Origin of the sequence: Microbacterium sp. NPDC089320 (genome assembly GCF_040684875.1) — a bacterium.
Taxonomy (GTDB): domain Bacteria; phylum Actinomycetota; class Actinomycetes; order Actinomycetales; family Microbacteriaceae; genus Microbacterium.
Window position 1 is genome coordinate 574,279 of sequence record NZ_JBFBGY010000003.1, and the last position, 26,117, is coordinate 600,395.

The window sequence follows — 26,117 nt, forward strand, 5'->3', positions numbered from 1 at the left end:
GGCTAGCCCTTCAGTCCCTGCGTGGCGACGCCGTCGACGAGGAAGCGCTGGAAGACCACGAAGAACAGCAGCACCGGCACGAGGGCGACGAACGAGGCCGTGACCGTCGCGCCGTAGTCGGACGACGAGGTCTGGTCGTTGTAGAGACGCAGCGCGATCGGCAGCGGATAGTTCTCGGGGCTCGTAAGGTAGAGGAGAGGTCCGAGGAAGTCGTTCCACGCCCAGATGAACGAGAAGATCGCGCAGGTGATCAGCGCGGGCTTGATGAGCGGCAGGATGATCGACCAGAAGATCCGCAGGTGTCCCGCGCCGTCGATGCGCGCCGCCTCGTCCATGTCGCGGGGCATCTGGCGGATGAACTGCACGAGGAGGAAGACGAAGAAGGCCTCGGTGGCGAGGAACTTCGGCAGGATCAGCGGGATGAAGGTGTCGACCCATCCGAGCTGGTTGAAGATGATGTACTGCGGGATGATCACGACGTGGAACGGCAGCAGCAGCGTGCCGATCATCGCGGCGAACAGCACGCCGAGTCCCTTGAACTGCACGCGGGCGAACGCGTACGCGGCCAGCGCCGACGAGAGCACCGTGCCGACGACGGCCGAGACCGCGAGGATCAGCGAGTTCAGGAAGAAGCGCCACATGGGCACTCCGGCGATGCCCTCCATGACCTTGCCGTAGTTGTCGAGCGTCGGCGCCTGCGGGATCAGACCGGGGTTCTGACCGAACTCGGAGTTCGGCTTGAACGTCGACAGGAACAGCCACAGCAGCGGGTAGAGCACCACCGCGGTGAGGACGAGGAGTCCGATGAACCAGATGACGGTCTGCCAGGTCTTGCGCTTGATGCGGCGACGCGGGGGCGTGTCTGATGCCGTGACGACAGCCTCGGTGGTGGGGGTGGTGATGCTCATTTGTCGTCTCCCGAGTAGTGCACCCACGACCTCTGGGTGCGGAAGAGGATGAAGGCGATGACCGCGACCACGACGAGGAGAACCCAGGCGATCGCCGCGGCGTAGCCCATCTGGCCGTCGCTGAATCCGCGCTTGTAGAGGTACACGGTGATGAAGTTCGTCATGCCGGCGGGGCCACCGGTGCCGTTCGAGATGATGTACGCCGAGGCGAACACCTGGAAGGCGCCGATCAGGCCCAGCAGCAGGTTGAAGAAGATCACCGGGGAGAGCATGGGGATCGTCACCGCGCGGAACCGGCGGTAGGCGTTGGCGCCGTCCATCTCGGCGGCTTCGTAGAGCTCCTTCGGGATCTGCTTGAGCCCCGCGAGGAAGATGACCATCGTGGCGCCGAACTGCCAGACGGCGAGCAGGATCATCATCGGGAGCACGAGGCTCGGGTTGCCGATCCATCCGCCGAGATCGATGCCGAAGATCTGCAGCCCGCTGTCGACCGGACCGTCGGAGGAGAACATCGCCCGCCACACGATCGCGACCGACACCGAGCCGCCGATGAGCGAGGGGGCGTAGAACGCGGAGCGGAAGAAGCCGGCGCCCTTGTCGCGGTAGTTCAGGAGCATCGCGACGGCGAGAGCGGCAGCGAGGGTGATCGGGGTGCCGATGAAGACGTAGACGAGCGTGATCTGCGCCGACTGGATGAAGTTCGGGTCGCTCGTGAAGAGCCGGATGTAGTTGTCGAGCCCGATCCACTTGGGCGGCTGGAAGATGTTGTACTTCGTGAAGGAGAGGTACAGCGAGTAGATCATCGGCACGGCGGTGAGACCGAAGAAGCCGATCAGCCACGGGGTGAGGAACGCATAGCCGGTCGCGGTCTCGCGCCGCACACGTGCGCGCTGGCCGGGCCGTGCAGGTTCGTTCTCGGGGCGGCGGCCGCTGCGCAGCGCCCGCCCTCGCCCGGACTTCGTGCCCGTGACGATCGTCCTGGTCGCCGTCGTGCTCATGACAGCTCCTTCCGAAGTGGATGGGATGCGGTGGGCCGGGCGCATGCCGCCCGACCCACCGACGGGATCACTGGTTGAGGACGACGTCCATCTCGGAGAAGAACTGCGTCACGGCCTCGTCGACCGTCGTGGTGCCGAAGTTCAGCTCGGTGCCCAGCACCCGGAACTTCTCCTCGAGGGTGCCGTAGCCGACGATCGGCACGGGCGGGGCGTCGCCGAGACGGTCGGCGATCGACTCCTCGTAGTCCTTGACGAGCTGGCTCATCGGGTCGAGCTCTGCGGCCTCGAGAGCGGTCTCGGAGGCGGGGAGGCCGCGGTTGGTGCCGAAGATCTCACCGGACTCGGGAGAGTTGACCAGGAAGTTGACGAGCGTCGCCGCCGCCTCCGGGTGCTCGGTCTTGGCCGAGATCGTGTGCAGCATCGAGGGCTTCAGGTACAGATCCTTCGCGCCCTCCTTCGTCACCGGCGGGGCGACGAGGCCGAGCTCGGTGTAGCTCTCGCCGAGGTTGGCGAGGTAGCCCGCACCGAAGTTGTCCCACGTCAGCTCGCTGGCGTTCTTGGCGGCGTCGAACGCCGTGAGCGGGTTGAGCTCCTCGACCACCTGCTGCGGAACGACGACGCCGTCGCGGATGTCGTCGCCGGACTCCCAGAACTCCTTCAGACGGTCTTCGTCGAAGCCGGGGGTGCCGTCCTCGTCGAACAGGTTCTTGCCCTCGCTGCGCAGCTGCAGCTCGAAGTTCTGAATACGACCCGTCCAGTCGGAACCGCCCCAGAACTCGCCCGCGCCGGCGTCGGTGATCTCACCCATCCACTCGTCGTAGTCGGCCCAGTCGCCGCCGGCGAACTCCTCGACGCCCGCGGCCTCGAGCAGCTGGGGGTTGGTGAAGACCGCCCACGCGTTGGTGGACGTCGCGATGCCGTAGGTCGTGTCGTCGACGACGCCGATGCCGAGGATGTTCTCGGGCAGCGGGTCGGTGTCGATGACGGATCCGAGGTAGGGCTCGAGGTCGAGCAGCAGGCCGTTCTCGGAGTACTGACGCAGGTAGGAGTAGTCGAACTGCATGACGTCGGGAAGTCCGCCGCCCGCGGCCTCGGTCTGGCGCTTCTCCCAGAACTCCGGGAATCCGAGGAACGTCGCGTTCACCGTGATGTTCGGGTATTCCTCGTTGAATGCCTCGATCGCCTGGTTGTAGAGGTCGGCGCGGACGTCGTTGCCCCAGAAGGCGAGGTCGAGCGTGACCTTCTCGTCGGGGTCGTACGTGGGCTCACCCTCGGGGCTGCTGCCGCCGGCGCAACCGGCGAGCACCAGCGCGGTGCTCGTGGCGACGGCCGCTGCGGCCGCCAGACGCTTCTTGCTGAACATCGTTGTCCTCTCTGATGAACGTCCTCGTTCGGCAGGGCCGCGGAACGCCTGTGTCCATGTGGTGCGGGATGCGATCTCCATCGTGCGGGGAAAACGCTTACCTGCACGCTAATCCAGATTGAAACGTTTCGCAACCGGCAATTCAGAGGGGATTACATCGATTACCGCGGGGTGTTCCAGTCTTTCACGACGAGGTTCCCGGCTTCGACGTCGAGACCCAACCGATATACCGCCGCACGCCTCTGCTCGCCCGTCGCCGCATGCGCCGGCGCGCCCTCGGCGGCGCCGAAGAAGTAGAACCACATGTCAGCCCCGTGACGCACATGCGCTCCGTGGTTGCCATGTCCCCCGTTCGGCAGATCGGCGAGGATCACGGCATCCTCATCGCCCTGACGCGTCCAGCGGATGCCGTCGTCGGAGCGATACACGCCCATCCCCCGCCACTCGTCGACGATCATCCACCAGAAGCCGCCGAGCTCGAACACCGTCGGCCCTTCGTGCGGGCGTCCCCCGATCGCGACGCCGTCGAGCGACCAGTCCGTGAGATCGGGCGAAGAGGCGACCATCGTCACCGAGTCCGCCGCCTCATCCTTGTACCAGAGACGCCACAGCCCGTCGGGCGTGCGCGCCACGGCCGCATCGATGACCCGATCGCTGCTCAGCGCGAGCGGCGCCCGACGCTCCCACCGACGGAGATCGTCGGAGACGTACTCCACGATCTCGCGCACGAATCCGGGCCATCGGTCGGGGATGCCGTCGATCTCGGTCAGATACATGCGCCAGCGCGAGCCGTCCCAGACGACCTCGGGGGCCCAATGCGTGCGGTCGACCTCGGTGGGCGGCGGGCCGGGCTCCAGGACGAGATCGGATGCCGCGGGCTCGAGCGTCCCGTCATAGCGCCAGTGCACTCCGTCGGCCGACGTCGCGACCCCGATGCGGCTGCCGTGCACCCAGGACACCCCTGGTCCGGCATCCGCGAGGCTCGCTCGGCGCTGGGTGTAGAACATCCACCACCGCCCGTCGGCGTCGATCACGACCCGCGGGTCGGTGGCTCCGTCGTAGACCGGATCGCGATAGAGCTCCCTCATCGCCGCAGATCGGTCACGGGGCTCGCGAAGCCGGCCCGGTGCGTGGGGTGCGAGCCGAGCAGCTCGGGCGTGATCACCGCGCCGTCCGCGGTCGCCGACGCGTAGATCGCCGCCACGATCTCGAGCGAGCGTGCGGGTGCGTCGGCCGTGGGCGGCAGAGGCGCGTCGTCGAGCAGAGCATCGAACACGTCTCGCAGCAGCGGCTCGTGGTCGCTGCGCTCCTCGGCATCCGGGAACCGCCAGCCCTCGGCCTCCGATTCGAAGCCCGGCGCCGGGGTGATCCGCCAGTTCTCATGCCCGTGGCCATAGACGTGATCGACCGTGATCGTGGCCTTCTGGGTGTCGATGCGGATGGAGCTCGCCTCCCGCGGCGACACGGCGCTCGTGATGAGCTGCGCGACCACGCCCTGTTCGAAGACGACCGTCGCGGTCGACACGTCTTCGGTCTCGGTCTCTCGGTCGAGCCGCCAGAGCCTGCCCTGCACCGACGACCAGTCGCCCAGCAGGTGCGCGAGCAGGTCGATCTGGTGGATGCCGTGTCCCAGGGTCGTGCCACCCCCCTCGGTCTCCCACTTGCCCCGCCACGGCACCGCGAAGTAGTCGGCGTCGCGGAACCAGAGCGTCTGGCACACCGCGACCAGCGGGCGTCCGAGCGCTCCGCTCTGCAGCAGCGCTCGCACGTGCGCCGCGGCCGTGCCCGTGCGCTGCTGGAAGACGACCGCCAGCTGCCGCCCGGCGGCCACGGCTCCTGCGCGCATCTCGTCGAGTTCGTCGAGCGACGGTGCCGGGGGCTTCTCGACGATCACGTGCGCGCCCGCCGCGAACGCGGCGAGAGACTGCGCGCGGTGCGGCCCCGGCGGCGTGCAGACGAGCACGACGTCGGGCTGCTCGGCGGCGAGCATCTCGTCGAGGTCGCCGTAGGCGGCCGAGATGCCGTAGCGCTCGGCGAACTCCTGTGCCTTCTCCCGACTCAGGTCGGCGACCGCGACGAGTTCGGCGCGCGGGTAGGCGGCGACCGCGCGGGCGTGCGCGTTCGCGACGGCCCCGGTGCCCACCAGGGCGGCGCGGAGGGTCTTCTCGGCTGTCATCGTTCCTCCTCGGGACGGTGGGTCGGGATCATCTGATGCCGTTCTGCACCAGGTGCAGGCGGGCGTATCGCCCGTCCGCGGCGAGCAGCTCGTCATGCGAGCCCTGTTCGACGATACGTCCGTGCTCGAGCACGACGATGCGGTCGGCCTGGCGGATCGTCGACAGACGGTGCGCCACCACCAGAGTGGTCCGCCCACGCATGAGTCTCTCCAGGGCCTCTTTGACGAGCCCCTCGGATTCCGGGTCGAGGGCGCTGGTCGCCTCATCGAGCAGCAGGATCCGCGGATCACGCACGAGGGCCCGGGCGATGGCCAGACGCTGGCGCTGTCCACCCGAGAGGCGCGCTCCGCGCTCGCCGACCACCGTGTCCCACCCCTGCGGCTGCTCGCGCACGAACTCCCACGCGTTGGCGTCTCGCAGAGCCTGTTCGACACGATCGGGTGTGACGTCGGGCATGCCGTAGGCGATGTTGTCGAAGACCGACCCCTCGAACAGCACCGACTCTTGCGGCACGACCGAGATCGAGCGGCGCACGGTACGCAGGTCGAGCTCCTGCATGTCGGTGCCGTCGAGCACGATGCGACCGCTCGTCGGCCGGACGAAGCCGAGCACGAGATTGAGGAGGGTCGACTTGCCCGAGCCGGACGACCCGACGAACGCGACCGTCTCACCGGGCGCTATGCGCAGATCTATCTCGAACAGGGCGTCCTCGTCGGCATCCGCGTAGCGATGCGTCGCGGAGTCGAGCACGATCTCGCCGACGACGGCCGAGACGACGCGCTTGCCGGAGTTCTGCTCGACGTCGGGCTCCTGCAGCACCTCGGCGATCGAGCGCACCGACTCGAGACCTCGGGCACCGACCGGGATGAGCATGAGGAGCTGCGTGAGCCCGCCGGTCAGCAGCGTGAAGTAGCTCGAGAGCATCACGACCTCGCCCGGCGTGATCGGGAGGAAGCCGGTGAGCGCACACACCGCAGCGAGCATGAGACACGCGACCCCCAGCAGCTGCATCGCCACCCATGAGATCGAGGCCACCCTGCCGTTCAGCAGGTCGAGGTCGAGTCCGGCGCGGCGGACTCCATCGGCGCCGCCCGCGACGCGGTTGATCGCCGTCTCCTCCAGTCCGTGAGCTCGCGTTACCGGGATCAGCGATGCCATCTCGCCGACGCGGGCCGACAGGGTCTCGATCTCGCGCCGGAACACCTCATTGCGACGCTGCGATCGATTGCGCATGCCGTAGCGGATGCCGATGGCGATCGGCACCGCGAGGGCGTAGACGGGAAGGAACTGCGGCACGGTGACTGCCGTCATGCTGAGTGCACCGAGCATCACCATGGTCGACGACAGCAGCGGATGCGTGACCTGCTGCAGCATGAGCTCGACGTTCTCGACGTCTCGCACCACCTTCGTCTGCACGATCGAGGAGCTCATCCTCGTGTGGTACCCGATCGAGAGGCTCTGCAGTCGCGCCGTGAGGGCGTTGCGGAGGTCGGCACCCAGGTCTCGCACCACCGTCATGAAGTTGCGCGTGTAGATGATGTGGTTCGGGTAGTTCTGCAGCAGCAGCACAGCAGCCAGGGCGAACCACCACAGCACCTCGGCGACATCACCGTCGCTCGCCACCACGTCGATGATCGCGGCGGTGATCACCGGGAGGAACCAGAGCGGGATCTCCTTGATCGCGAAGGCGGCGATCGCGAAGGTCAACCTCCAGGGTCGACGGGCGACCAGGCGCAGCACAGACCGGGTGGGGTGATCACCGTCGATGAGCGCGGCCGGATGGGAAAGCGCTTTCTGTGCCATGGTCCTATCGTAGAGTCAGCGCACCCGTCTGGGAAGCGCGGCGATCCGGATCGGCAGGAGCACCATGACCTTCGACGCAGCATTCGACTGGGCCCGCGGGCATGTGCAGGCGGAACGCCTGCCCACGGCCGTGCTCGGCATGGCCACCGCCGACGGGATCATCGACCTCGAGGGGTTCGGCGCCGCGACGGATGCGGTCTATCCGCTGTTCTCGATCACGAAGGTGCTCACCGGCATCACCGCGACGCGAGCCATCGAGCGGGGACTGCTCACACCGAACACGCCTCTGACGGACGCGCTGCCGGAGTTCGGCGCCTCGCGCGACGACATCGTGCGGCTGTGGCATCTCGCCTCTCACACCTCGGGAATCTCCGAGCCTGCTCTCGACACCGCGCGTCCGCTGCGTGATGAGCTGCTCAGCCAGGGGCGGGACTTCGCCGCGGGCACCGCGTCACGCTATTCCACCCTGGCCTTCGAGGGCATCGCCGCCCTGATCGAGCACGCGACGCGGTCGACGTGGGATGCCGGCACGTTCGACTGGGCGCATCAGATCGGCGCGATCGGCCTGACCCTCGACACGAGCGAATCCGTCGGAGTTCCGGATGCGGCGGCGGGCGGTCTCGACCTCGACCGGTTCCACGCCACGCGCGCTCCCGGCGCAGGGCTGCTGGGCAGAGCCGAGGACCTGCTCCACCTCGGCGCGGAACTGCTGCGCATCGGGAAGGGCGCGAAGGGGGGCATCCTGTCGCCGGCAGGGCTGGCGATGATGCTCCGCCCGCTCACCGGGCAGATCCCCCGCCTCGACCCGTACCCCGCCGAGCGGGGTCAGGACTGGGGCTTCACCGTCAACCTGCGCTCGCGAGCGGCGGGGCTCGTCGATCGCGACGTCTTCGGTCACGGCGGATGGGCCGGCACGGAGTTCTGGGTGCACCCGACGGCGGGCATCTGCTGGGTGCTGCTCACCAACGCGGCCGTGCGCCCGGGCGTGGATGCCGACGAACTCGACAACGCCATCGTCGCCGCGGTCTAGCCGCCGACCCTCGCTTGACACGTCGCCCACCCCGTGTCTAGGGTTGACCCATTGAATGAAACGATTCAAAACTGCTCGATGAAGAGAGAACCATCATGACCCGCGTCGCGTTCCAGTTGCAGGTGCGTCCTGAACTGCTCGACGAATACCTCGCCCGCCATTCCCCCGTCTGGCCCGAGATGCTGGCCGAGATCTCAGCCGCCGGCCGCCGAAACTACTCGCTGTTCCTCGCCGAGGGCGGCACGCTCATCGGCTACTACGAGACCGACGACGACGCTGCCGCTCAGGCCTACCTCGCCGCGTCCCCCGTCGCCGCGCGCTGGGAGGCCGAGATGGGGCGCTTCTTCGTCGACCTCGGCGGCCGCCCCGACCAGGCGGCCACCCCGCTCACCGAGGTGTTCCACCTCGAAGATCAGCTCGCCGCGGCGAGCGCCCCCTCAGCATCCGACAACGACACGATCACGACCGAAGGCAGCGCCTCATGAGCATCCTCTCGTCCGACAATCTCGCCGCCCTCGAGCAGCAGGGCATCGAACTCCCCAGCTGGGCGTTCGGCAACTCGGGCACCCGCTTCAAGGTGTTCGGCACGCCGGGCACGCCCCGCGACCCGTGGGAGAAGATCGCCGACGCCGCGCAGGTGAACAAATACACCGCGCTCGCTCCCTCGGTCGCCCTGCACATCCCGTGGGACCTCGTCGACTCGTTCTCCGATCTGCGCAAGCACGCCGAGGATCTCGGCGTGACCCTGGGCACCATCAACTCCAACACCTTTCAGGACGACGACTACAAGTTCGGCGCCCTGACCCACGAAGACGCGGCGATCCGGCAGAAGGCGATCGACCACCACCTCGCCTGCATCGACGTGATGGACGCCACGGGCAGCCGCGACCTCAAGATCTGGCTCGCCGAGGGCTCGAACTACCCGGGCCAGGCCGACCTGCGCGGCCGCCAGGACCGCTTGCAGGAGTCGCTGCAGCAGATCTACGCACGTCTCGGCGATGACCAGCGCCTCGTGCTCGAGTACAAGTTCTTCGAGCCGGCGTTCTACCACACCGATGTTCCCGACTGGGGCACGTCGTACGCCCAGGTCTCGTCGCTGGGCGACAAGGCGATGGTGTGCCTCGACACGGGCCACCACGCCCCCGGCACGAACATCGAGTTCATCGTCATGCAGCTGCTGCGCCTGGGCAAGCTCGGCTCGTTCGACTTCAACTCGCGCTTCTACGCCGACGACGACCTGATCGTGGGCGCGGCCGACCCGTTCCAGCTGTTCCGCATCCTGTTCGAGGTCGTCCGCGGCGGCGGTCTGAACAACCCCGACGTGGCGTTCATGCTCGACCAGTGCCACAACGTCGAAGACAAGATCCCCGGCCAGATCCGCTCGGTGCTCAACGTGCAGGAGATGACGGCACGCGCGCTGATCGTCGACCGCGACGCCCTGACCGCCGCGCAGAAGTCGGGCGACGTGCTCGCCGCCAACGCCGTGTTCATGGATGCGTTCTACACCGACGTGCGTCCCGCGCTCGCCGAATGGCGGGAGAGCCGCGGACTCGCGGCCGACCCGATGGCCGCCTACGCCGCATCGGGATACCAGCAGAAGATCGCCGCCGATCGCGTCGGCGGCGTGCAGGCCGGCTGGGGCGCCTGAGCCCGCACAACCGACCCGTCGGGGTGCGGGAGCCGATCCCCGCATCCCGACGTCTCACCCACAGAACGGATGATGTCGTGAACGAGCAGGTGCTCGACGGACCACACGGGCCGCTGCGCGTGCGGGTGTACGTCCCGGCCTCTCCCGCCGGTCCCGGCCTCGTCTGGGTGCACGGCGGCGGTTTCGCGGCCGGTGACCTCGACATGCCGGAGGCGCACTGGGTCGCGCAGAGCTTCGCCGATCGTGGCATCGCCGTGGTGTCCGTCGACTATGCGCTGGCCCCCTTCCCACGCACCTGGGCTGCGGCAGCCGGGGCACCCGAACGCGAGGGCGTGCACTACCCGATCGCCTCCGACGAGGTCGAGGCCGCCTTCCGCTGGGCTGTCGAGTCGGGTCTCGCCCCGGGGCCCTGGTCGATCGGCGGAGCCAGCGCCGGCGGCAACCTCGCGGTGGGCGCCGCGCTCCGACTCAGCCACAGTCCTGGACCCTTCCCCGCGCTCGTGGTGCTCGCCTATCCGACGGTGCACGCAGTGCAGGGCGCCCCCGATGCCGCGCTGCGTGCGGCTCTCGACGCGGACCCCGACGCCGATGTGTTCGGCCCCGAACCGGTGCGCGGGATGTACGAGAACTACCTCGGCGGGCCGGTCAGAGGCGGAGACGTCTACGCGATTCCCGGCACCGCATCCCCCGCCCAGCTCTCGCACTTCCCCGCCACGATCATGATCAACGGCGAGGTCGACGAGCTGCGGGTCTCCGGTGAGGCGTTCGCCGTCTCGCTCCGGGAGGCCGGAATCGACGTCGACGTCTCGACCGAGCCCGGCACTCGCCACGGCCACCTCAATCAGCCCGAACTCGCGGCGGCGACAGCATCGATCGATCGCTTCGCCGCCCGCATCCTCGCCACGTCTCCAGAGAACAGGGAACAGCCATGACCAACCCCACCGCCGCCGCCCTCATCGAGCGGTCGAACCGCCTGGGCTCCGACCCCAAGAACACCAACTACGCCGGTGGCAACACGTCGGCCAAGGGCACCGAGACCGACCCGGTCACGGGGCAGCCCGTCGAGCTGATGTGGGTCAAGGGATCGGGTGGCGACCTCGGAACCCTCACCGAGCAGGGACTGGCCGTGCTGCGCCTCGACCGCATGCGCGCGCTCGTCGACGTCTACCCGGGCGTGGATCGCGAAGACGAGATGGTCGCGGCCTTCGACTACACGCTGCACGGCAAGGGCGGCGCCGCCCCGTCGATCGACACCGCGATGCACGGCCTCGTCGACGCCGCGCACGTCGACCACCTGCACCCCGACTCGGGCATCGCGATCGCAACCGCCGCCGACGGCGAGGCGCTCACGACGAAGATCTTCGGCGACAAGGTCGTGTGGGTGCCGTGGCGTCGCCCCGGGTTCCAGCTCGGACTCGACATCGCGGCGATCAAGGCCCAGAACCCGCAGGCCGTCGGCACGATCCTCGGCGGCCACGGCATCACCGCCTGGGGCGACACCTCGGAGGAGGCCGAAGCCAACTCCCTCTGGATCATCGACACCGCGGCCGCCTACATCAAGGCGAACGGCACGGCCGACCCGTTCGGCGGAGTCCGCGCCGGATTCGAGGCCCTCCCCGAGGCCGAGCGGCGCGAGCGCGCTGCCGCGCTGGCGGGCACCATCCGCGGCATCGCGTCGACCGACAAGCCGATGGTCGGCCACTTCACCGACTCCGACGTCGTGCTCGACTTCCTGGCCTCCGAGCGGGCTCCTGAGCTGGCGGCTCTCGGCACCAGCTGCCCCGACCACTTCCTGCGCACCAAGGTCAAGCCGCTGATCCTCGACCTGCCCGTAACGGCATCCGCCGACGAGCAGATCGCCCGCCTGCACGAGCTCCACACCGAGTACCGCGCCGACTACCAGGCGTATTACGACGCGCACGCGACCGCCGAGTCGCCCGCGATCCGCGGTGCCGACCCGCTCATCGTGCTGGTGCCCGGCATCGGCATGTTCTCCTACGGCGCCAACAAGCAGACCGCCCGCGTCGCCGGCGAGTTCTACGTCAACGCCATCAACGTCATGCGCGGCGCTGAGGCACTGTCGACCTACTCCCCCATCTCCGACGCCGAGAAGTTCCGCATCGAGTACTGGGCGTTGGAGGAGGCGAAGCTGCAGCGGATGCCGAAGCCGAAGTCGCACCAGGGCCGCATCGCCTTCGTCACGGGAGCCGCGAGCGGCATCGGAAAGGCCATCGCCACGCGTCTCGCGGCAGAGGGCGCCTGCGTCGTCGTCGCCGACCTCGACCTCGAGAAGGCGCAGGCCGCCGCGGCCGAACTCGGGAACGCCGACGTCGCGATCGGCGTCGCGGCGAACGTCGCCGATGCGGATGCGATCCAGGCCGCACTGAACGACGCCGTGCTCGCGTTCGGCGGTGTCGACCTCGTCGTCAACAACGCCGGTCTCTCACTGTCGAAGCCCCTGCTCGAGACCACCGAGAAGGACTGGGACCTGCAGCACGACGTCATGGCCAAGGGCTCGTTCCTCGTGTCGAAGGCCGCAGCCCGCGTGCTCATCGACCAGAAGCTCGGGGGCGACATCATCTACATCTCGTCGAAGAACTCCGTGTTCGCGGGCCCGAACAACATCGCCTACTCCGCGACCAAGGCCGATCAGGCCCACCAGGTGCGACTGCTCGCCGTCGAGCTCGGCGAGTTCGGCATCCGCGTCAACGGCATCAACCCCGACGGCGTCGTGCGCGGTTCGGGCATCTTCGCCTCGGGCTGGGGCGCGAACCGCGCCGCCACCTACGGCGTCGCGGAAGAGGACCTCGGCCAGTTCTACGCCAACCGCACGATCCTCAAGCGCGAGGTCGTTCCCGAGAACGTCGCGGATGCCGTCTACGTGCTCACCGGCCCTGAGCTCAGCCGCACCACGGGCCTGCACATCCCGGTCGACTCCGGCGTCGCCGCGGCGTTCCTGCGATGACGATCCGGTCCGTCGCCGCCGTCGACCTCGGAGCGACCAGCGGTCGCGTCATGATCGGCCGGATCGGCGACGGCCGGCTCGACCTCGAACTCGTCTCGCGCTTCCCCAACGGTCCCGTCGAGCGCGAGGACGGCCTGCACTGGGACTTCGCCGCGCTGTACGAGCACGTCGTCACCGGCCTGGCCGAGGCGGTGCGCCGCGAGCCGGGCATCGAGAGCATCGGCATCGACTCGTGGGCCGTCGACTACGGACTGCTGCGGGACGGCGAGCTGCTCGCGGAGCCCTTCCACTATCGCGACGAGCGCACGGCTCGGGGCGTCGACGAGGTGCACGCGATCGCGCCCTTCGCCGAGCTGTATCAGCGCAACGGGCTGCAGTTCCTTCCGTTCAACACGCTGTACCAGTACCGCGTCGACGCACATCTCGCCGACGCCGACACAGCGCTGCTCATCCCCGACCTCATCGCGTTCCTGCTCACGGGCACAGCGGTCGCCGAGCGGACGAATGCGTCGACGACGGGCCTCCTCGGCGTCGAATCCGGCGAATGGGACACCGAGCTGGCCGATCGCCTCGGTATCCCGTCGACCGTGTTGCCGGCGCTCGTCGACCCCGGCGACACGATCGGCACGCTCCGACCCGAGCTCGCCGCGCGTATCGGCAAGGAACTCCCCGTGATCGCGGTCGGCTCGCACGACACCGCATCCGCCGTCGTCGCCGCTCCCCTGTCGACGCCGCATTCCGCGTACATCTCGTGCGGCACGTGGGGCCTGGTCGGCGTCGAGCTGATCGAACCCGTGCTGACGGATGCAGCACGAGAGGCCAACTTCACGCACGAGCTCGGCGTCGATGGGCGCTACCGCTTCCTGCACAACGTGACGGGGCTCTGGCTGCTCAGCGAGACCGTGCGGGCGTGGGAGGCGGAGGACGGCTCCTCGATCGATCTGCCGGAGCTGCTCGCCGCCGCCTCCGCCGTCACCGATGACGTGCCGCTGTTCGACGCGAGCGATGCGTCGCTCAGCGCACCGGGTGACATGCCTGTGCGCATCGCGGCGCTTCTGGGTTCTGCGGCGCCGTCGTCGCGATCCGCGTTCACCCGGTCGATCGTTGAGTCGATCGCGACGGCGTTCGCGGATGCCGCGCAAACGGCATCCGATCTGTCAGGGCGCGAGCTCGACCGCATCCATCTGGTGGGAGGCGGCTCGCTGAACCGTCTGCTCTGCCAGGCGACGGCCGATCGCACCGGGTTGCCCGTGCTCGCGGGTCCGGTCGAGGCGACGGCCCTGGGCAACGTGCTCGTGCAGGCTCGCGCTCTGGGCGCGGCCCCGCAGACCCTCGAAGAGCTGCGCGCCCTCGTCGCGGCCACCCACGAGCCGGAGCGCTTGGACCCGCGCTGATCCACAGGGTCCGCAGCCGCCGCAGCCTCTCGCAGCCGCACACTCGGCTGCCCAGATCACAGATGGATGCCGAGAACACCCCGTCCCGGCATCCATCCGTACTTCCGACAGCCATTCGGCCGCGGCTGCACCCTGTGCGCAACACAACCGAGGCACGAAGAAGGGCGCCGAGGCCGACGCCCCGACGCCCCTCGCGACTCCGACTCAGAAGTCGAAGTCGCCGATGTTGTCTGCGTTGAACTCGAACGGGTCGCCGAGCAGCACGACGCCGTCAGCCCCGACGGTGTACTCGCCCAGGTCGCCGGCCTCGAACGTGTCGCCCTCTTCGCCGGTGATGTCGCCCTCGATCAGCGCCTTGGCAGCGAAGGCCGCCAGGTAGCCGAGGTCGGCCGGGTTCCACAGGGCGAACGCGGTGACGGTGCCGTCTTCGACGTACTCGCGCATCTGGTTCGGGGTGCCGAGACCGGTGATCGCGACCTTGCCCTTATAGTCCGAGGTCGAGACGTAGCGAGCCGCAGCCGCGATGCCGACCGTGGTGGGCGAGATGATGCCCTTGAGGTTCGGGTGGCTCTGCAGCAGTGCTGCCGTCTTGTCGAACGACGTCTGGTCGTCGTCGTCACCGTAGACGGTCTCGACGAGCGTGATGTCGGGGTAGTCGCTGGCGATGTACTCCTTCATCAGGTCGATCCAGGCGTTCTGGTTCGTCGCGTTGGCCGATGCCGAGAGGATGGCGACCTCGCCGGCTCCGCCGATCTGGTCGGCGATCAGGTCGACCTGCACCTTGGCGATGCCCTCGGAGTCCGCCTGGTTGATGAACAGGTCGCGGCACTCGGGGTTGGTGTCGGAGTCGAAGGTGACCACCTTGACGCCGGCGTCGCGGGCCTCGTTCAGCGCGTCGCAGATCGCCTTCGGGTCGTTGGCCGAGACGACCAGTGCGCCGACGGCCTGCTGCGTCGCGGTGTTGATGTAGCTGACCTGAGCATCGGGGGTCGCCTCAGCCGGTCCGACCTCGGCGAACGTGCCGCCGAACTCGTCGACCGCGGTCTTGCCGCCCTCGCTCGAGGTGTCGAAGTAGGGGTTTCCGAGGTTCTTGGGCAGGAACGTGATGGCGAGGTTGTCGGACCCGCCTTCGGATCCGGAGCCCGAGTCGCCCGACCCGCCGCTGGTGTCGGCGCAGCCGCTCAGCACGAGCGCTGCGGCCACGGCGACCGCCGCGAACCCCGCGATCTTCTTACGTGCAAACATCATTGTTCTTCCTTTCGTGATGATCACCGCAGGCGGATGCCGACGATGAGAGGCTGCCTCATGGTGCGGGAGAGGCTGCTACGCGCAGTGGCGGGCCGGCCTTCGCTCGGACGCGCTGCGCCCAGGCGAGGACGCTGGCTGCGACGACCGAGAAGATCAGCAGACCGCCGGTGATGATGTTGATGACGTCGCTGGTGACGCCCGCGAGGCGCAGGCTGCTGCCGAGCACCCCGATCAGGAGCACCGCGGCGACGACGCCGTGCAGATGACCCCGGCCCCCGAAGACCGACACACCGCCGAGCACGACCGCCGCGATGACCTGCAGTTCGAGGCCTGTGGCGTTGTCGCCTCGGGCGCTGCCGAATCGCAGGGTGTAGAAGATCCCGGCGAAGGCGGCGACCACCCCCGAGAGCACGAAGAGGATGAACTTCGTCCGCTCGACGTCGACGCCCGAGAACCGGGCCGCGTCCTTCGAGAGCCCGATCGCGAACACTCCCCGCCCGAACGGCGTGAAGTGCAGAAGCACGACGAACACCACGAGCAGGATGAGGAACGGGATCACGATGTAGGGGATCGTCGTGCCCGCGATCTTCGCCTTCGCGAGAGCGGTCCACGTCTCGGGGAAGTCGGTCACGGCCGTGGTGCCGAGCAGCCCGACGGCCAGACCGCGGAAGAGCGCGAGCGTGCCGATGGTGACGGCGAGCGACGGCAGACCGACGATCGTGACGAGGAAGCCGTTGAACGCCCCGCCGACGATTCCGACGACCAGTGCCGCGAGCGCCGCGACCTCGAACGGCGCGCCGGACTCGGTGAGCACGCCCGTGACGACGCTCGCGAGCCCGACCATCGACCCGACCGAGAGGTCGATCTCGCCGGTGATCATGACGAGCGTCATCGGCAGGGCGATGAGCAGGATCGGGGCGACGTCGAGCAGCAGGTAGTTGACCGTGATCGGCTGCGCGAAGCCCCGGATCGTGACGGCCGCGACGAGCGCCACCAGCACGAGCAGCCCGATGATCGCGAACTCGCGGTTGATGAAGATGCGCCGCCAGAGCGGACGGTCGTAGTCGCGGATGACACGTGTCGACGTGGTCGTCGTTGTCGTGGTCATGATTCGTCCCTCGCCTCGATGAGCTGGCGTCTCTGTCTGACCGCGAGCACCCGGTCGAGCACGATGGCCCCGATGATCAGCACTCCGACCACGGCACGCTGCCAGAAGTCCGGGATGCCGAGGATCGGCAGCGCGCGGTTGATGGTCATCAGCAGCATCGCCCCGATGGCGGCGCCCCACACCGTGCCGACGCCTCCCGTGATGGCGATGCCGCCGATGACGGCGGCGCCCACGGCATCCAGCTCCCAACCGCTGCCGGCCTGCGAACTGATGGATCCGTAGCGCGCGGCGTAGAAGACGCCCGCGAGGCCTGCGAGCGCACCCGAGAGCACGAACGCCGAGAGCACGCGGCGGGTGACCTTGAGGCCGTAGAGCTCGGCGGCGGACGGGTCGGAGCCGATCGCGTAGTACTCACGACCGCCGCGGATGTTGCGCAGATACCAGGCCGCGAGGGCGAGCACGATCACGGCGATGATCGTCAGCACCGGGATGAAGAGGATCTGCTGCGTGCCGAGCGCGAGGAAGTCCTTGGGCATGTCGGACGCGTTGATGCGGTCGCTGCCGGTCCACAGCACGTTTATGCCGCGGTAGGCATACAGGGTGCCGAGGGTGATCACCATGGCCGGCACTTTCGCGAACGCGACGAGCGCGCCGTTGACGAGGCCGAGGAACGCGCCGAGCAGCACGGCAGCCAACACGACGACGACGATCGGGATGCCGGGCACGTCGACGAACAGGCGTCCCGTCAGATACGCCGTCAGTCCCATCACCGATCCGACCGACAGGTCGACGTTGCGGGTGATGATCACGATCGCCTGACCGACCGCGACGAGCATGAGGATCGACGGAGTGAGCAGCAGGTCTCGCCAGCCGTCGGAGCTGAAGAGGAAGGCGGGGTTCTTGATGGTCGCCGCGATCACGACGAGCACGAGCGCGGCGAGGATGCCGAACTCGCGCGCGCGGCCGATGCCGCCGGGCTTCTTCGCGATCGCCGGAGCGGCGGCCGCGGGTGCGGTGGTGGTGCTCATGAGTGCAGCTCCGATGAGTGGGTGGCGGCGAACATGACGTTCTCGCTGGTGGCGTCGTCACGGGAGATCTCGGCGGTGATGCGGCCTTCGCGCATCACGAGCACGCGATCCGCCATGCCGAGGACCTCTGGCAGCTCCGACGAGATCATCAGGATGCCCATGCCCTCGCCCGCGAGCTGCGACAGCAGCCGGTGCACCTCGGACTTCGTGCCCACGTCGATGCCGCGAGTCGGCTCGTCGATGATGAGGACGCGCGGGTCGGTGGCGAGCCACTTGGCCAGCACGACCTTCTGCTGGTTTCCGCCCGAGAGGGTCGATGCCACGGTGTCGAGCGCGTGCGTCTTGACCTCGAGGCGGGATGCCCATTCCTTGGCGGCGCGGTTCTCGATGCCGCTGGTGATGAGTCCCCACTTCGCGAGCCGTCGGCGGATCGCGAGCGTGATGTTGCCTCCCACGCTGGCGTCGATCACGAGGCCCTGCTTGCGGCGGTCCTCGGGAACCAGCGCGAGACCGCTGCGCATCGCGGCGGTCGGGTTGCGGCGGGCGACGGCCGCTCCGACCATCCGCACCTCCCCCTCGTCGTAGGGGTCGACGCCGAAGATCGCGCGGGCGACTTCGGAGCGACCGGCGCCGACAAGGCCCGCGAGGGCGACGATCTCGCCCGCGCACACCGTGAACGAGATGTCGTGGAACACGCCTGGACGGGTGAGGCCGGTGACCTCCAGCAGCGGCTCGCCGACGACGGCCTCCTGCTTGGGGAACAGCTCGGTGACGTCGCGACCGACCATCTGGCGCACGAGTTCGTCGACCGTGGTCTCGGCGATGGGAGTGGTGTCGATGTATGCCCCGTCTCGCATGACCGTGACGGTGTCGCACAGATCGAACACCTCGTCGAAGCGGTGCGAGATGAAGAGGATGGCACGGCCCTCGTCGCGGAGGCTCCGGGCTACCGCGAACAGTCGATCGACCTCCACGCCGCTGAGTGCGGCGGTGGGCTCGTCCATGATCAGCACGCTCGCATCGAGAGAGATCGCCTTCGCGATCTCGATGATCTGCTGGTCGGCGATCGACAGCCCCTCCGTGATGCGGTCGGGGTCGAGACTCACGCCCAGACGGCGGAAGATCCGGTCGACCTCGGTGCGCATGGCCTTGCGATCGATGCGGCCGAGGATGCCGGTGGGCTGGCGCCCCATGAAGATGTTCTCGGTGACCGAGAGATCGGGGAACAGCGTCGGCTCCTGGTAGATGACCGCGATGCCGGCGGCCTTCGACTGGGCGGTGCTGGTGAAGTCGACATCCTCGCCGTGCAGACGGAAGTCGCCCGAATCACGGCGGTAGAGACCGGCCATGATCTTCACGAGCGTCGACTTTCCCGCGCCGTTCTCGCCGATGAGGGCGTGGATCGAGCCCGGGCGGAGCGTCAGGCTGCCGGAGCGGAGTGCGACGACGGGGCCGAAGGACTTCACGACCCGATGCAGCTCGAGCGCGGTGGGGGGAGCGCTGCGGGCGGAGGCTGCGTCTACCACTGGCTTTCCTCTCCGTTGAGGGGGATGATGATCGGAATGAACTCTACCTGAATCGATTCAAGCTCGTTTCAGGCTAGTGTATGTGATGCCGGTCTCAGGTCAACCCCTGATGCCGAAGCGTGATCCGCCCGACGACGAGAGGACAGCCGAATGCCGATCAGCATCCGCGATGTCGCCGTCCGTGCGGGCGTCTCCGTCGGCACGGTCTCGAACGTCCTGAACCGGCCCGACGAAGTCTCCAGCGAATCGGTCGAGCGCGTGACGCAGGCGATCGAGGAGCTCGGCTACGTGCGCAACGACGCCGCCCGAAAACTCCGGGCAGGCGTGAGCACGACGGTCGGATTCGTCGTGCTCGACGGACAGAACCCCTTCTACAACGACGTCGTGCGCGGCGCGGAAGACGAGGCGTCCAGCCACGGCATCGCCATTCTCTACGGCAACACCGACGACGATCCCTCGCGCGAGAAGGTCTACCTCGATCTGTTCCGCGAGCAGCAGGTGCGCGGACTGCTCATCGCTCCCTACGGCGACGTCATGACCCAGCTGCGGAGGTTCCGCGCGAGCGGGATCGCGACAGTGCTCGTCGACCGGTTCAGTGCCGACAGCGGATTCTCGTCGGTGTCGGTCGACAGCGTCGCGGGCGGCCGCCTCGCGGTCGAGCACCTCATCGAGGGCGGGCGTCGGCGCATAGCCTTCGTCGGCGGGCCCTTCGACATGCGACAGGTCACCGACCGGCTCGCCGGCGCTCGTGCCGCCGCCGAGAACGCCGCCGTGCACGTCGAGCTCGAGGTCGTGCCGACGGCGGCGATGACGGTCGACGAGGGCGTCGCGGCGGGCGCACGGCTGCTCACCCGCCCTCGACGCGAGTGGCCGGATGCGCTCTTCGCCGCGAACGACCTGCTGGCCCTCGGACTGCTGCAGTCGCTCGTGTCCGGCGGACGCCTGCTCGTCCCCGACGAGATCGCGCTGATCGGCTTCGATGACAATCCGTTCGCCGCAGCCGCCGCGGTGCCGCTGTCCTCCATCCGGCAGCCCAGCCGCATGATCGGGCGGACCGCGCTGCGCATCGTGCTCGAAGAGGCGGCGGACCCCGAGAGCATCCCCCGTCAGACCGTGTTCCCGCCGGAGCTCATCGTGCGCAGCTCGACCGGCGGCTGACCCGGCGGGACGGGTCGATCGATGTCCGGCGGAGCGGATCCCCCCTCGTGTACGATGGAGGGAAAGCGCTTCCCCACGTGAGATCGATCAAGGATGACGATGACGAAGACCCGCTATGCCCTCGCCGGAGCCGGAGCCCGCGCACAGATGTACGTCGAAGGGATCCTCGGCACGCACCGCGATCGCGCCGAGCTCGTCGCGATCGTCGAGCCGAACCCGGTGCGGGCCGCCCACTATGCCGACCGCATCGCGGAGGTCGGCGCACCCGCGCCGCGGCTGGCCGCGCCGGGCGAGCTCGAAGAGGTGATCCGCGACGAGCGCGTCGACCGGGTCATCATCTGCTCGCGCGACGACCTGCACGCCGAGCTGATCGTCCGTTCGCTCGAGGCGGGCGCCGACGTCGTCGTCGAGAAGCCGCTCACGATCGACGCGGCGAGCGCCGCACGCATCGAACACGCCGTCGAGCGCACCGGTCGCCGGGTCGTGCTGACCTTCAACTATCGCTACTCCCCCCGCAACAGCGCGCTGCGCCAGGTGATCCAGGACGGCGCGATCGGCGACGTGACCTCCGTCGACTTCTCCTGGATGCTCGACACGAACCACGGCGCCGACTACTTCCGCCGCTGGCATCGCGAGAAGAAGAACTCCGGCGGGCTGCTCGTGCACAAGTCGAGCCACCACTTCGACCTCGTCAACTGGTGGATCCGCTCCCAGCCGACTCGCGTCTTCGCCTCCGGCGGGCTGCGCTTCTACGGTGCCGAGAATGCGGCGACCAGGGGTCTGGGAGAGCGTCCGGCCCGCGGGACGCATGACGACGGCGATCTGTTCGAGCTCGACCTGCGCACCGACGAGCGTCTCACTGCTCTCTACCTCGACGCCGAAGAGCACGACGGATACCGGCGCGACCTGGACGTCTTCAGCGAAGGCATCACGATCGAAGACAACCTCGCGCTCGTCGTCGACTACGCGTCGGGGGCGACCATGTCGTACTCCCTGAATGCGCACTCCCCCTGGGAGGGCTACCGCGTCGCGGTCAACGGCACGCTGGGTCGGGCCGAGCTCGAGGTGGTCGAGCGGGGGGCCGTGCTCGCCGGCGAGGGCCTGCACCCGCACATCGACCCCAGCCTCTCCGGCGGTGACGGCACGACCACCCTGCGCCCGGAGAGCGAGCGACTGATCGTGCAGCGCCACTGGGAAGAGGCCTACGAGGTGCCGATCCACGGCGGCGACGGAGGGCACGGCGGCGGAGACGAGCTGCTGCTGTCCGACGTGTTCGACGGCCCCGGCGACGACCCGCTCGCACGTCCGGCGGACTGGACCGACGGCATCCGCTCCATCGCCGTCGGCATCGCGGGCAACCGCTCGCTCGAGACGGGTCTTCCCGTGAGCGTCGACGACCTCGGGATCGCCCTGCTGGCCCGCCGATGAGGATCGTCGTCACCGGCGGCTCGGGTCGGCTCGGGCGCACGCTCGTGGCCGGTCTTGCGGATGCCGGGCACGAGATCATCTCGATCGACCGGGAGCCGACCGCGGCGCTCGACCGGGAGGGGGTCGAGCAGTCGTCCCTCGATCTGACGGATGCGGATGCCACGGCATCCGCTCTCGCCGCGACATCAGCCGATGCGCTGATCCATCTCGCGGCGATCGCTGTGCCCTTCAGTGCGCCCGAAGACGTCATCCTCCGCACGAACGCCGCCCTCGCCCAGTCAGTGCTCGGCGGAGCGGTGCGCGCCGGCATGCACCGCATCGTCGCCGCATCGAGTCCCACCGTGATCGGTTACGGCGCACCCCGGGGCTGGGTTCCCGAGAGCCTCCCCCTCGACGAGACATCGCCGACCGAGCCGTGGAATGCGTACGCCCTGTCGAAGCTGCTGATCGAGCAGACCGTCGACATGCTGCGGCGTCAGACGGGCGACGACGTGCGGTTCGCCTCCTTCCGGCCGTGCTACGTGATCGCCCCGGAAGAGTGGGCCGGCGCACTCACTCAGCAGGGCCACACCGTGCTCGAACGCCTCGATGATCCGGCGCTCTCCGCGCCTTCGCTCTTCAACTATGTCGACGCCCGCGATGTCGCGGCCTTCGCCCACACGCTCCTCGCCGCGCTCGACGACATCCCGAACGGCGAGCGGTTCTTCGTCGGCGCCGAGGATGCCTTGGCCCGCCGCCCGTTGAACGAGCTGCTGCCTGAGTTCCACCCGGGCACCGAGCGCGCGGCTGCGGCCTTGACCGGCTCCGCCCCCGCCTTCTCGTCCGACAAGGCCGCCCGCCTGCTCGGCTGGCGGCCGGCCCGCACGTGGCGCACAGAGCTGGCACAGCCGTGACGACGATCCGCAGCCTGACCTCTCGCCTGCAACGGGTGCCGCTGACGCGCCCGTGGGCCGCCGACGTCACCTCGGTCGGTGTGATCGCGACCCATGTCGTGCGATCTGACGGCGCGGAAGGATGGGGCTTCTCGTGGAGCCCGCAGATCGGTGCGTCCGCCGTGCACGCGCTGCTCGACCACGACATCGCCACCGCCGCGGTCGGCCGCTCCGCCACGCCCGTCGAATGCTGGCAGGGGATGTGGGAGCACCTCCATGAGGCCGGGGGCGGGGGGATCACGACGATCGCACTCGCCGGTCTCGACCTCGCGCTGTGGGATGCCGAGGCGCGGTCGAGCGGTCTCTCGGTGTCGGAGTCGATCGGCCGCCGCCGCGAACGGGTGCGCACCTACGGCTCGGGGGTGAACCTGCACTACTCGCTCGACGACCTGCTCGCCCAGGTGCAACGGTGGATCGATGCGGGATTCGAGGCGGTGAAGATCAAGGTCGGAAAGCCCGACATCGCCGAGGACGTCGACCGCGTCGGCGCCGTCCGCGAGCTGCTCGGCCCCGATCGAGGGCTGATGATCGACGCGAACCAGCGGTGGGATCTGGCGCGGGCGACCGCATCCGTCGAGGCCCTGTCGCGCTTCGACCTCGCCTGGATCGAAGAGCCGTTGCGCGCCGACGACCTCGACGGCCACACGGAACTCGCGCGACGCATCGACGTGCCGATCGCGCTCGGCGAGAACCTGCACACGGCACATCGCTTCGGCGACTTCCTGCGTGCGGGGGCGGCACAGATCGTGCAGCCGAACATCGTGCGCGTCGGCGGCATCACGCCGTTCCTCCGCATCGCCGAGGTCGCCGCCGAGCACGGCGTGGCCCTGCACCCGCACCTGCTGCCGGAGCTCTCGGGCCAGCTCGCTCTGTCATTGCCTGACACGGCGGCCGAGATGCTGGTCGAAGACGTCGAGGATGCCGGATTCGGAGCGCTCGGCGCTCTGGCCGACCCTTCGCCGGTGACAGTCGCCGACGGCTGGCTCACCGAGAACGCGCACGACGGACTGGGGCTTCGGTTCTCTCCCGTTCTGTCCGCCGATGCGTCCAGCCGCGATCAGGCCTGAGTCAGCACCTGTGCGTTCGCCTCGTCGAGCAGCTCCTCGACCTGCTCGTGCGTGACGTCGATCCCCGGGAATCCGATCAGGCGCCCGATCGGGAACGACGCCATCATCTTCTGCATGGCCTCGTCGTTGGGCATCATCGATGCGGCCGACGAGTCGGCGCCGCTCAGTTCGCCCAGGAACCCGCCGAGCGCGTCCATCACGATGGGACCGGCCACCGGGTGCGCGACGACATCGCCGATCGAGGAGTTCATCGTGAGGGGAAGCGAGACCACATCGCCATCGACCTCCACGCGCACAGACGAGCGGATGTCCCGGCTGGATGCTGCGACCTCGACCGCGTACTGGCCGCTCTCGACGACCCAGCGGTCGACGCGGACGTCCCAGTAGGCGAGGTCCTCACGGCGGATGACGAGGTCGACCGTGCGCGTCTCTCCGGCGGCGAGCGCCACCGAGGCGAATGCCTTGAGCTCGCGGGGCGCGCGCTGCACGACGGATGCCACCGGCGTCGCATACACCTGCACGATCTCGCGACCGTCGCGCGCTCCGGTGTTGCTCACCGCGACGCGCACGGCGATGTCGCCGTTCCCGGCCACCGTGGCCGAGGCATCGCCATACGAGAACGTGGTGTACGAGAGTCCGTGCCCGAAGGGGAATGTCACATCGAGCCGCTTGGCGTCGTACCAGCGGTAGCCGACCAGCACCCCCTCGCCGTAGCGGACGTGACCGAACTCGCCGGGGAAGCTGCCGAACGACGGGTTGTCCTCGAGGCGCACCGGCACCGTCTCGGTGAGTTTTCCCGAGGGGTTCACGGCGCCGTAGAGCACGTCGGCCACGGCACCGCCGCCGGCCTGTCCGAGCAGCCAGGTCTCGACGATCGCCGGCACCCGGTCGGCGAAGGGCAGAGCGACGACGCCGCCGTTCGAGAGTACGACCACGGTGGTGGGGTTCGCCTCGATCACGGCGTCGAGCACCGCGAGCTGAGCCGCGGGAAGATCGATGTGCTCGCGGTCGAAGCCCTCCGACTCCTCCGCGGCGGGAAGGCCGAGGAAGACGACCGCGACATCGGCCGCCGCGGCCGCAGCCACCGCCTCGGCACGCAGATCGTCGGATGAGCGACCGGATGCCGCGATGTCGCCGCCCTCCACGGCGAAGCCGGCCGCGTATGCCACGTTGTCACCGCCGATCGCGCGCAGCTCATCCAGCGCCCTGTCGACCCTGGTCGGGTTGATGAGCGACGACCCCGCTCCCTGGAACCGCGGTTCGGTCGCGAACGCCCCGATCACCGCGATCCGCTGCTCGGCGGCGAGCGGCAGAAGGTCGCCGTCGTTCTTCAGCAGCACGATCGAGCGGCCCGCCGCCTCTCGGGCGAGCGCATGGTGCGCGTCGACGTCGAGCGGGCCGGACACGGACGGACGCCGCTGGGCTTTGCGGACCAGGTCGATCGCGCGATCGGCCGCGGTGTCCAGCACGCTCTCCGCGAGCTCGCCGGCGCGCACGGCGGCGACGAGCTGCGCATCCGTCCGCCCACCGGACGACGGCATCTCGAGATCGAGGCCTGCCGCGACACCCGCGACGCGGTCGTTCACGGCGCCCCAGTCGGACACGACGAGCCCGTCGAAGCCCCAGTCGTCGCGGAGCACCTGGGTGAGCAGCCACGGGTCCTCCGAGGCGTACACGCCGTTGATGCGGTTGTACGAGCACATGACCGTCCAGGGCTGAGCGTCCTTGACCACGCGCTCGAAGCCGCGCAGGTAGATCTCGTGCAGCGGACGCGGGTCGACGTCGGAGCTCGCGCGCATCCGGTCGAACTCCTGGTTGTTCGCGGCGAAGTGCTTGAGCGAGGTTCCGACCCCCTGCGACTGCACGCCGCGCACCGAGGCGGCGCCGAGGACGCCCGAGACGATCGGGTCTTCCGAGAAGTACTCGAAGTTGCGGCCGCACAGCGGCGATCGCTTGATGTTGATGCCGGGTCCCAGCACGATCGCCACGTCTTCGATGGCCGCCTCGACGCCGATGGCAGCGCCGACGCGTTCGATGAGCTCGGGGTCGAACGACGAGCCGATGCCGACAGCCGGCGGGAAGCAGGTCGCCGGCACACTGCTCGACAGACCGAGGTGGTCGGTTCCCCCCGACTGCTTGCGCAGGCCGTGCGGCCCGTCGGTCATCATGATCGACGGCAGACCGACGCGGTCGATGGCCTTCGTGGTCCAGAAGTCGGCGCCGCTCGTGAGCGATGCCTTCTCCTCGAGGGTGAGATCGGATGCCGAGGTGTCGGTCATGGTCTTCCTTTCGCAGCGACGGCGATGTCTTGCGAAAACTATATGCCAGTAAGTATT

The 26,117-nt window shown here is 68.8% G+C and carries 21 protein-coding genes; 10 read left to right on the top strand and 11 right to left on the bottom strand.

Going from position 1 to position 26,117, the window contains the following annotated elements:
* Positions 1-2: 2 nt before the first annotated feature.
* From AB0N61_RS11330 to AB0N61_RS11355, 6 genes are all read right to left on the bottom strand, one after another.
* The gene (locus AB0N61_RS11330; RefSeq protein WP_167945593.1) at positions 3-908 is read right to left on the bottom strand and encodes a carbohydrate ABC transporter permease; all 906 of its coding nucleotides are present in this window, start codon (positions 906-908) and stop codon (positions 3-5) included.
* The gene (locus tag AB0N61_RS11335) at positions 905-1,906 is read right to left on the bottom strand and encodes a sugar ABC transporter permease (protein ID WP_363364080.1); all 1,002 of its coding nucleotides are present in this window, start codon (positions 1,904-1,906) and stop codon (positions 905-907) included. Before AB0N61_RS11335 ends, AB0N61_RS11330 begins: the two co-directional genes overlap by 4 nt.
* A gap of 67 nt (positions 1,907-1,973) precedes the next feature.
* On the bottom strand, positions 1,974-3,269 hold the full coding sequence (locus tag AB0N61_RS11340; protein ID WP_167945589.1) for an extracellular solute-binding protein: 1,296 nt from the start codon (positions 3,267-3,269) through the stop codon (positions 1,974-1,976).
* Positions 3,270-3,430: 161 nt separating this feature from the next.
* Positions 3,431-4,357, bottom strand: coding sequence for a hypothetical protein (locus AB0N61_RS11345; RefSeq protein ID WP_363364083.1), 927 nt, complete (start codon positions 4,355-4,357; stop codon positions 3,431-3,433).
* Entirely contained in the window at positions 4,354-5,445 is a 1,092-nt protein-coding gene (locus AB0N61_RS11350) for a Gfo/Idh/MocA family oxidoreductase (protein WP_167945585.1), read from the bottom strand. The genes AB0N61_RS11345 and AB0N61_RS11350 overlap by 4 nt, the downstream gene beginning before the upstream one ends.
* 28 nt (positions 5,446-5,473) lie before the next feature.
* On the bottom strand, positions 5,474-7,249 hold the full coding sequence (locus tag AB0N61_RS11355) for an ABC transporter ATP-binding protein (RefSeq protein ID WP_363364085.1): 1,776 nt from the start codon (positions 7,247-7,249) through the stop codon (positions 5,474-5,476).
* 64 nt (positions 7,250-7,313) lie between these two features.
* Between AB0N61_RS11355 and AB0N61_RS11360 the strand changes: the two genes are divergently transcribed.
* The 6 genes from AB0N61_RS11360 to AB0N61_RS11385 all read left to right on the top strand — a co-directional run bounded on the left by AB0N61_RS11360 (position 7,314) and on the right by AB0N61_RS11385 (position 14,286).
* On the top strand, positions 7,314-8,279 hold the full coding sequence (locus tag AB0N61_RS11360; protein WP_363364087.1) for a serine hydrolase domain-containing protein: 966 nt from the start codon (positions 7,314-7,316) through the stop codon (positions 8,277-8,279).
* 95 nt (positions 8,280-8,374) lie between these two features.
* The gene (locus AB0N61_RS11365) at positions 8,375-8,764 is read left to right on the top strand and encodes an L-rhamnose mutarotase (protein WP_363364089.1); all 390 of its coding nucleotides are present in this window, start codon (positions 8,375-8,377) and stop codon (positions 8,762-8,764) included.
* Positions 8,761-9,927 (top strand): L-rhamnose isomerase, encoded by a 1,167-nt coding sequence (gene rhaI, locus AB0N61_RS11370; protein WP_363364091.1) that lies wholly within the window; start codon positions 8,761-8,763, stop codon positions 9,925-9,927. Before AB0N61_RS11365 ends, rhaI begins: the two co-directional genes overlap by 4 nt.
* Before the next feature lie 77 nt (positions 9,928-10,004).
* Positions 10,005-10,859 (top strand): alpha/beta hydrolase, encoded by an 855-nt coding sequence (locus AB0N61_RS11375; RefSeq protein WP_363364093.1) that lies wholly within the window; start codon positions 10,005-10,007, stop codon positions 10,857-10,859.
* The gene (locus AB0N61_RS11380) at positions 10,856-12,892 is read left to right on the top strand and encodes a bifunctional aldolase/short-chain dehydrogenase (protein WP_363364095.1); all 2,037 of its coding nucleotides are present in this window, start codon (positions 10,856-10,858) and stop codon (positions 12,890-12,892) included. The genes AB0N61_RS11375 and AB0N61_RS11380 overlap by 4 nt, the downstream gene beginning before the upstream one ends.
* Positions 12,889-14,286: a rhamnulokinase family protein gene (locus AB0N61_RS11385; protein ID WP_363364098.1), complete on the top strand. Its 1,398-nt coding sequence runs from the start codon at positions 12,889-12,891 to the stop codon at positions 14,284-14,286. Before AB0N61_RS11380 ends, AB0N61_RS11385 begins: the two co-directional genes overlap by 4 nt.
* 204 nt (positions 14,287-14,490) lie before the next feature.
* Here the strand turns inward: AB0N61_RS11385 and rhaS are convergent, their stop codons facing one another.
* Genes rhaS through AB0N61_RS11405 form a run of 4 tightly spaced genes read right to left on the bottom strand, consistent with a single transcriptional unit; the run spans position 14,491 to position 19,196 of the window.
* Complete coding sequence (gene rhaS / locus AB0N61_RS11390) at positions 14,491-15,534, bottom strand: rhamnose ABC transporter substrate-binding protein (RefSeq protein WP_363364100.1); 1,044 nt, start codon at positions 15,532-15,534, stop codon at positions 14,491-14,493.
* A gap of 55 nt (positions 15,535-15,589) precedes the next feature.
* Positions 15,590-16,642, bottom strand: coding sequence for an ABC transporter permease (locus tag AB0N61_RS11395; protein ID WP_363364102.1), 1,053 nt, complete (start codon positions 16,640-16,642; stop codon positions 15,590-15,592).
* On the bottom strand, positions 16,639-17,670 hold the full coding sequence (locus tag AB0N61_RS11400) for an ABC transporter permease (protein ID WP_167945565.1): 1,032 nt from the start codon (positions 17,668-17,670) through the stop codon (positions 16,639-16,641). Before AB0N61_RS11400 ends, AB0N61_RS11395 begins: the two co-directional genes overlap by 4 nt.
* On the bottom strand, positions 17,667-19,196 hold the full coding sequence (locus tag AB0N61_RS11405) for a sugar ABC transporter ATP-binding protein (RefSeq protein ID WP_363364105.1): 1,530 nt from the start codon (positions 19,194-19,196) through the stop codon (positions 17,667-17,669). The genes AB0N61_RS11400 and AB0N61_RS11405 overlap by 4 nt, the downstream gene beginning before the upstream one ends.
* Before the next feature lie 150 nt (positions 19,197-19,346).
* On the opposite strand from AB0N61_RS11405, the gene AB0N61_RS11410 reads away from it, so the two are divergent.
* The 4 genes from AB0N61_RS11410 (at position 19,347) to AB0N61_RS11425 (ending at position 23,781) form a co-directional block, all read left to right on the top strand.
* The gene (locus AB0N61_RS11410; RefSeq protein ID WP_363364106.1) at positions 19,347-20,354 is read left to right on the top strand and encodes a LacI family DNA-binding transcriptional regulator; all 1,008 of its coding nucleotides are present in this window, start codon (positions 19,347-19,349) and stop codon (positions 20,352-20,354) included.
* Positions 20,355-20,453: 99 nt separating this feature from the next.
* Complete coding sequence (locus AB0N61_RS11415; protein ID WP_363364107.1) at positions 20,454-21,782, top strand: Gfo/Idh/MocA family oxidoreductase; 1,329 nt, start codon at positions 20,454-20,456, stop codon at positions 21,780-21,782.
* On the top strand, positions 21,779-22,675 hold the full coding sequence (locus AB0N61_RS11420) for an NAD(P)-dependent oxidoreductase (RefSeq protein ID WP_363364110.1): 897 nt from the start codon (positions 21,779-21,781) through the stop codon (positions 22,673-22,675). The genes AB0N61_RS11415 and AB0N61_RS11420 overlap by 4 nt, the downstream gene beginning before the upstream one ends.
* On the top strand, positions 22,672-23,781 hold the full coding sequence (locus AB0N61_RS11425) for a mandelate racemase/muconate lactonizing enzyme family protein (RefSeq protein WP_363364112.1): 1,110 nt from the start codon (positions 22,672-22,674) through the stop codon (positions 23,779-23,781). The genes AB0N61_RS11420 and AB0N61_RS11425 overlap by 4 nt, the downstream gene beginning before the upstream one ends.
* Here the strand turns inward: AB0N61_RS11425 and AB0N61_RS11430 are convergent.
* The gene (locus tag AB0N61_RS11430; protein ID WP_363364114.1) at positions 23,772-26,060 is read right to left on the bottom strand and encodes a glycoside hydrolase family 3 C-terminal domain-containing protein; all 2,289 of its coding nucleotides are present in this window, start codon (positions 26,058-26,060) and stop codon (positions 23,772-23,774) included. The two genes, AB0N61_RS11425 and AB0N61_RS11430, sit on opposite strands and share 10 nt — an antisense overlap.
* Positions 26,061-26,117: the final 57 nt, after the last annotated feature.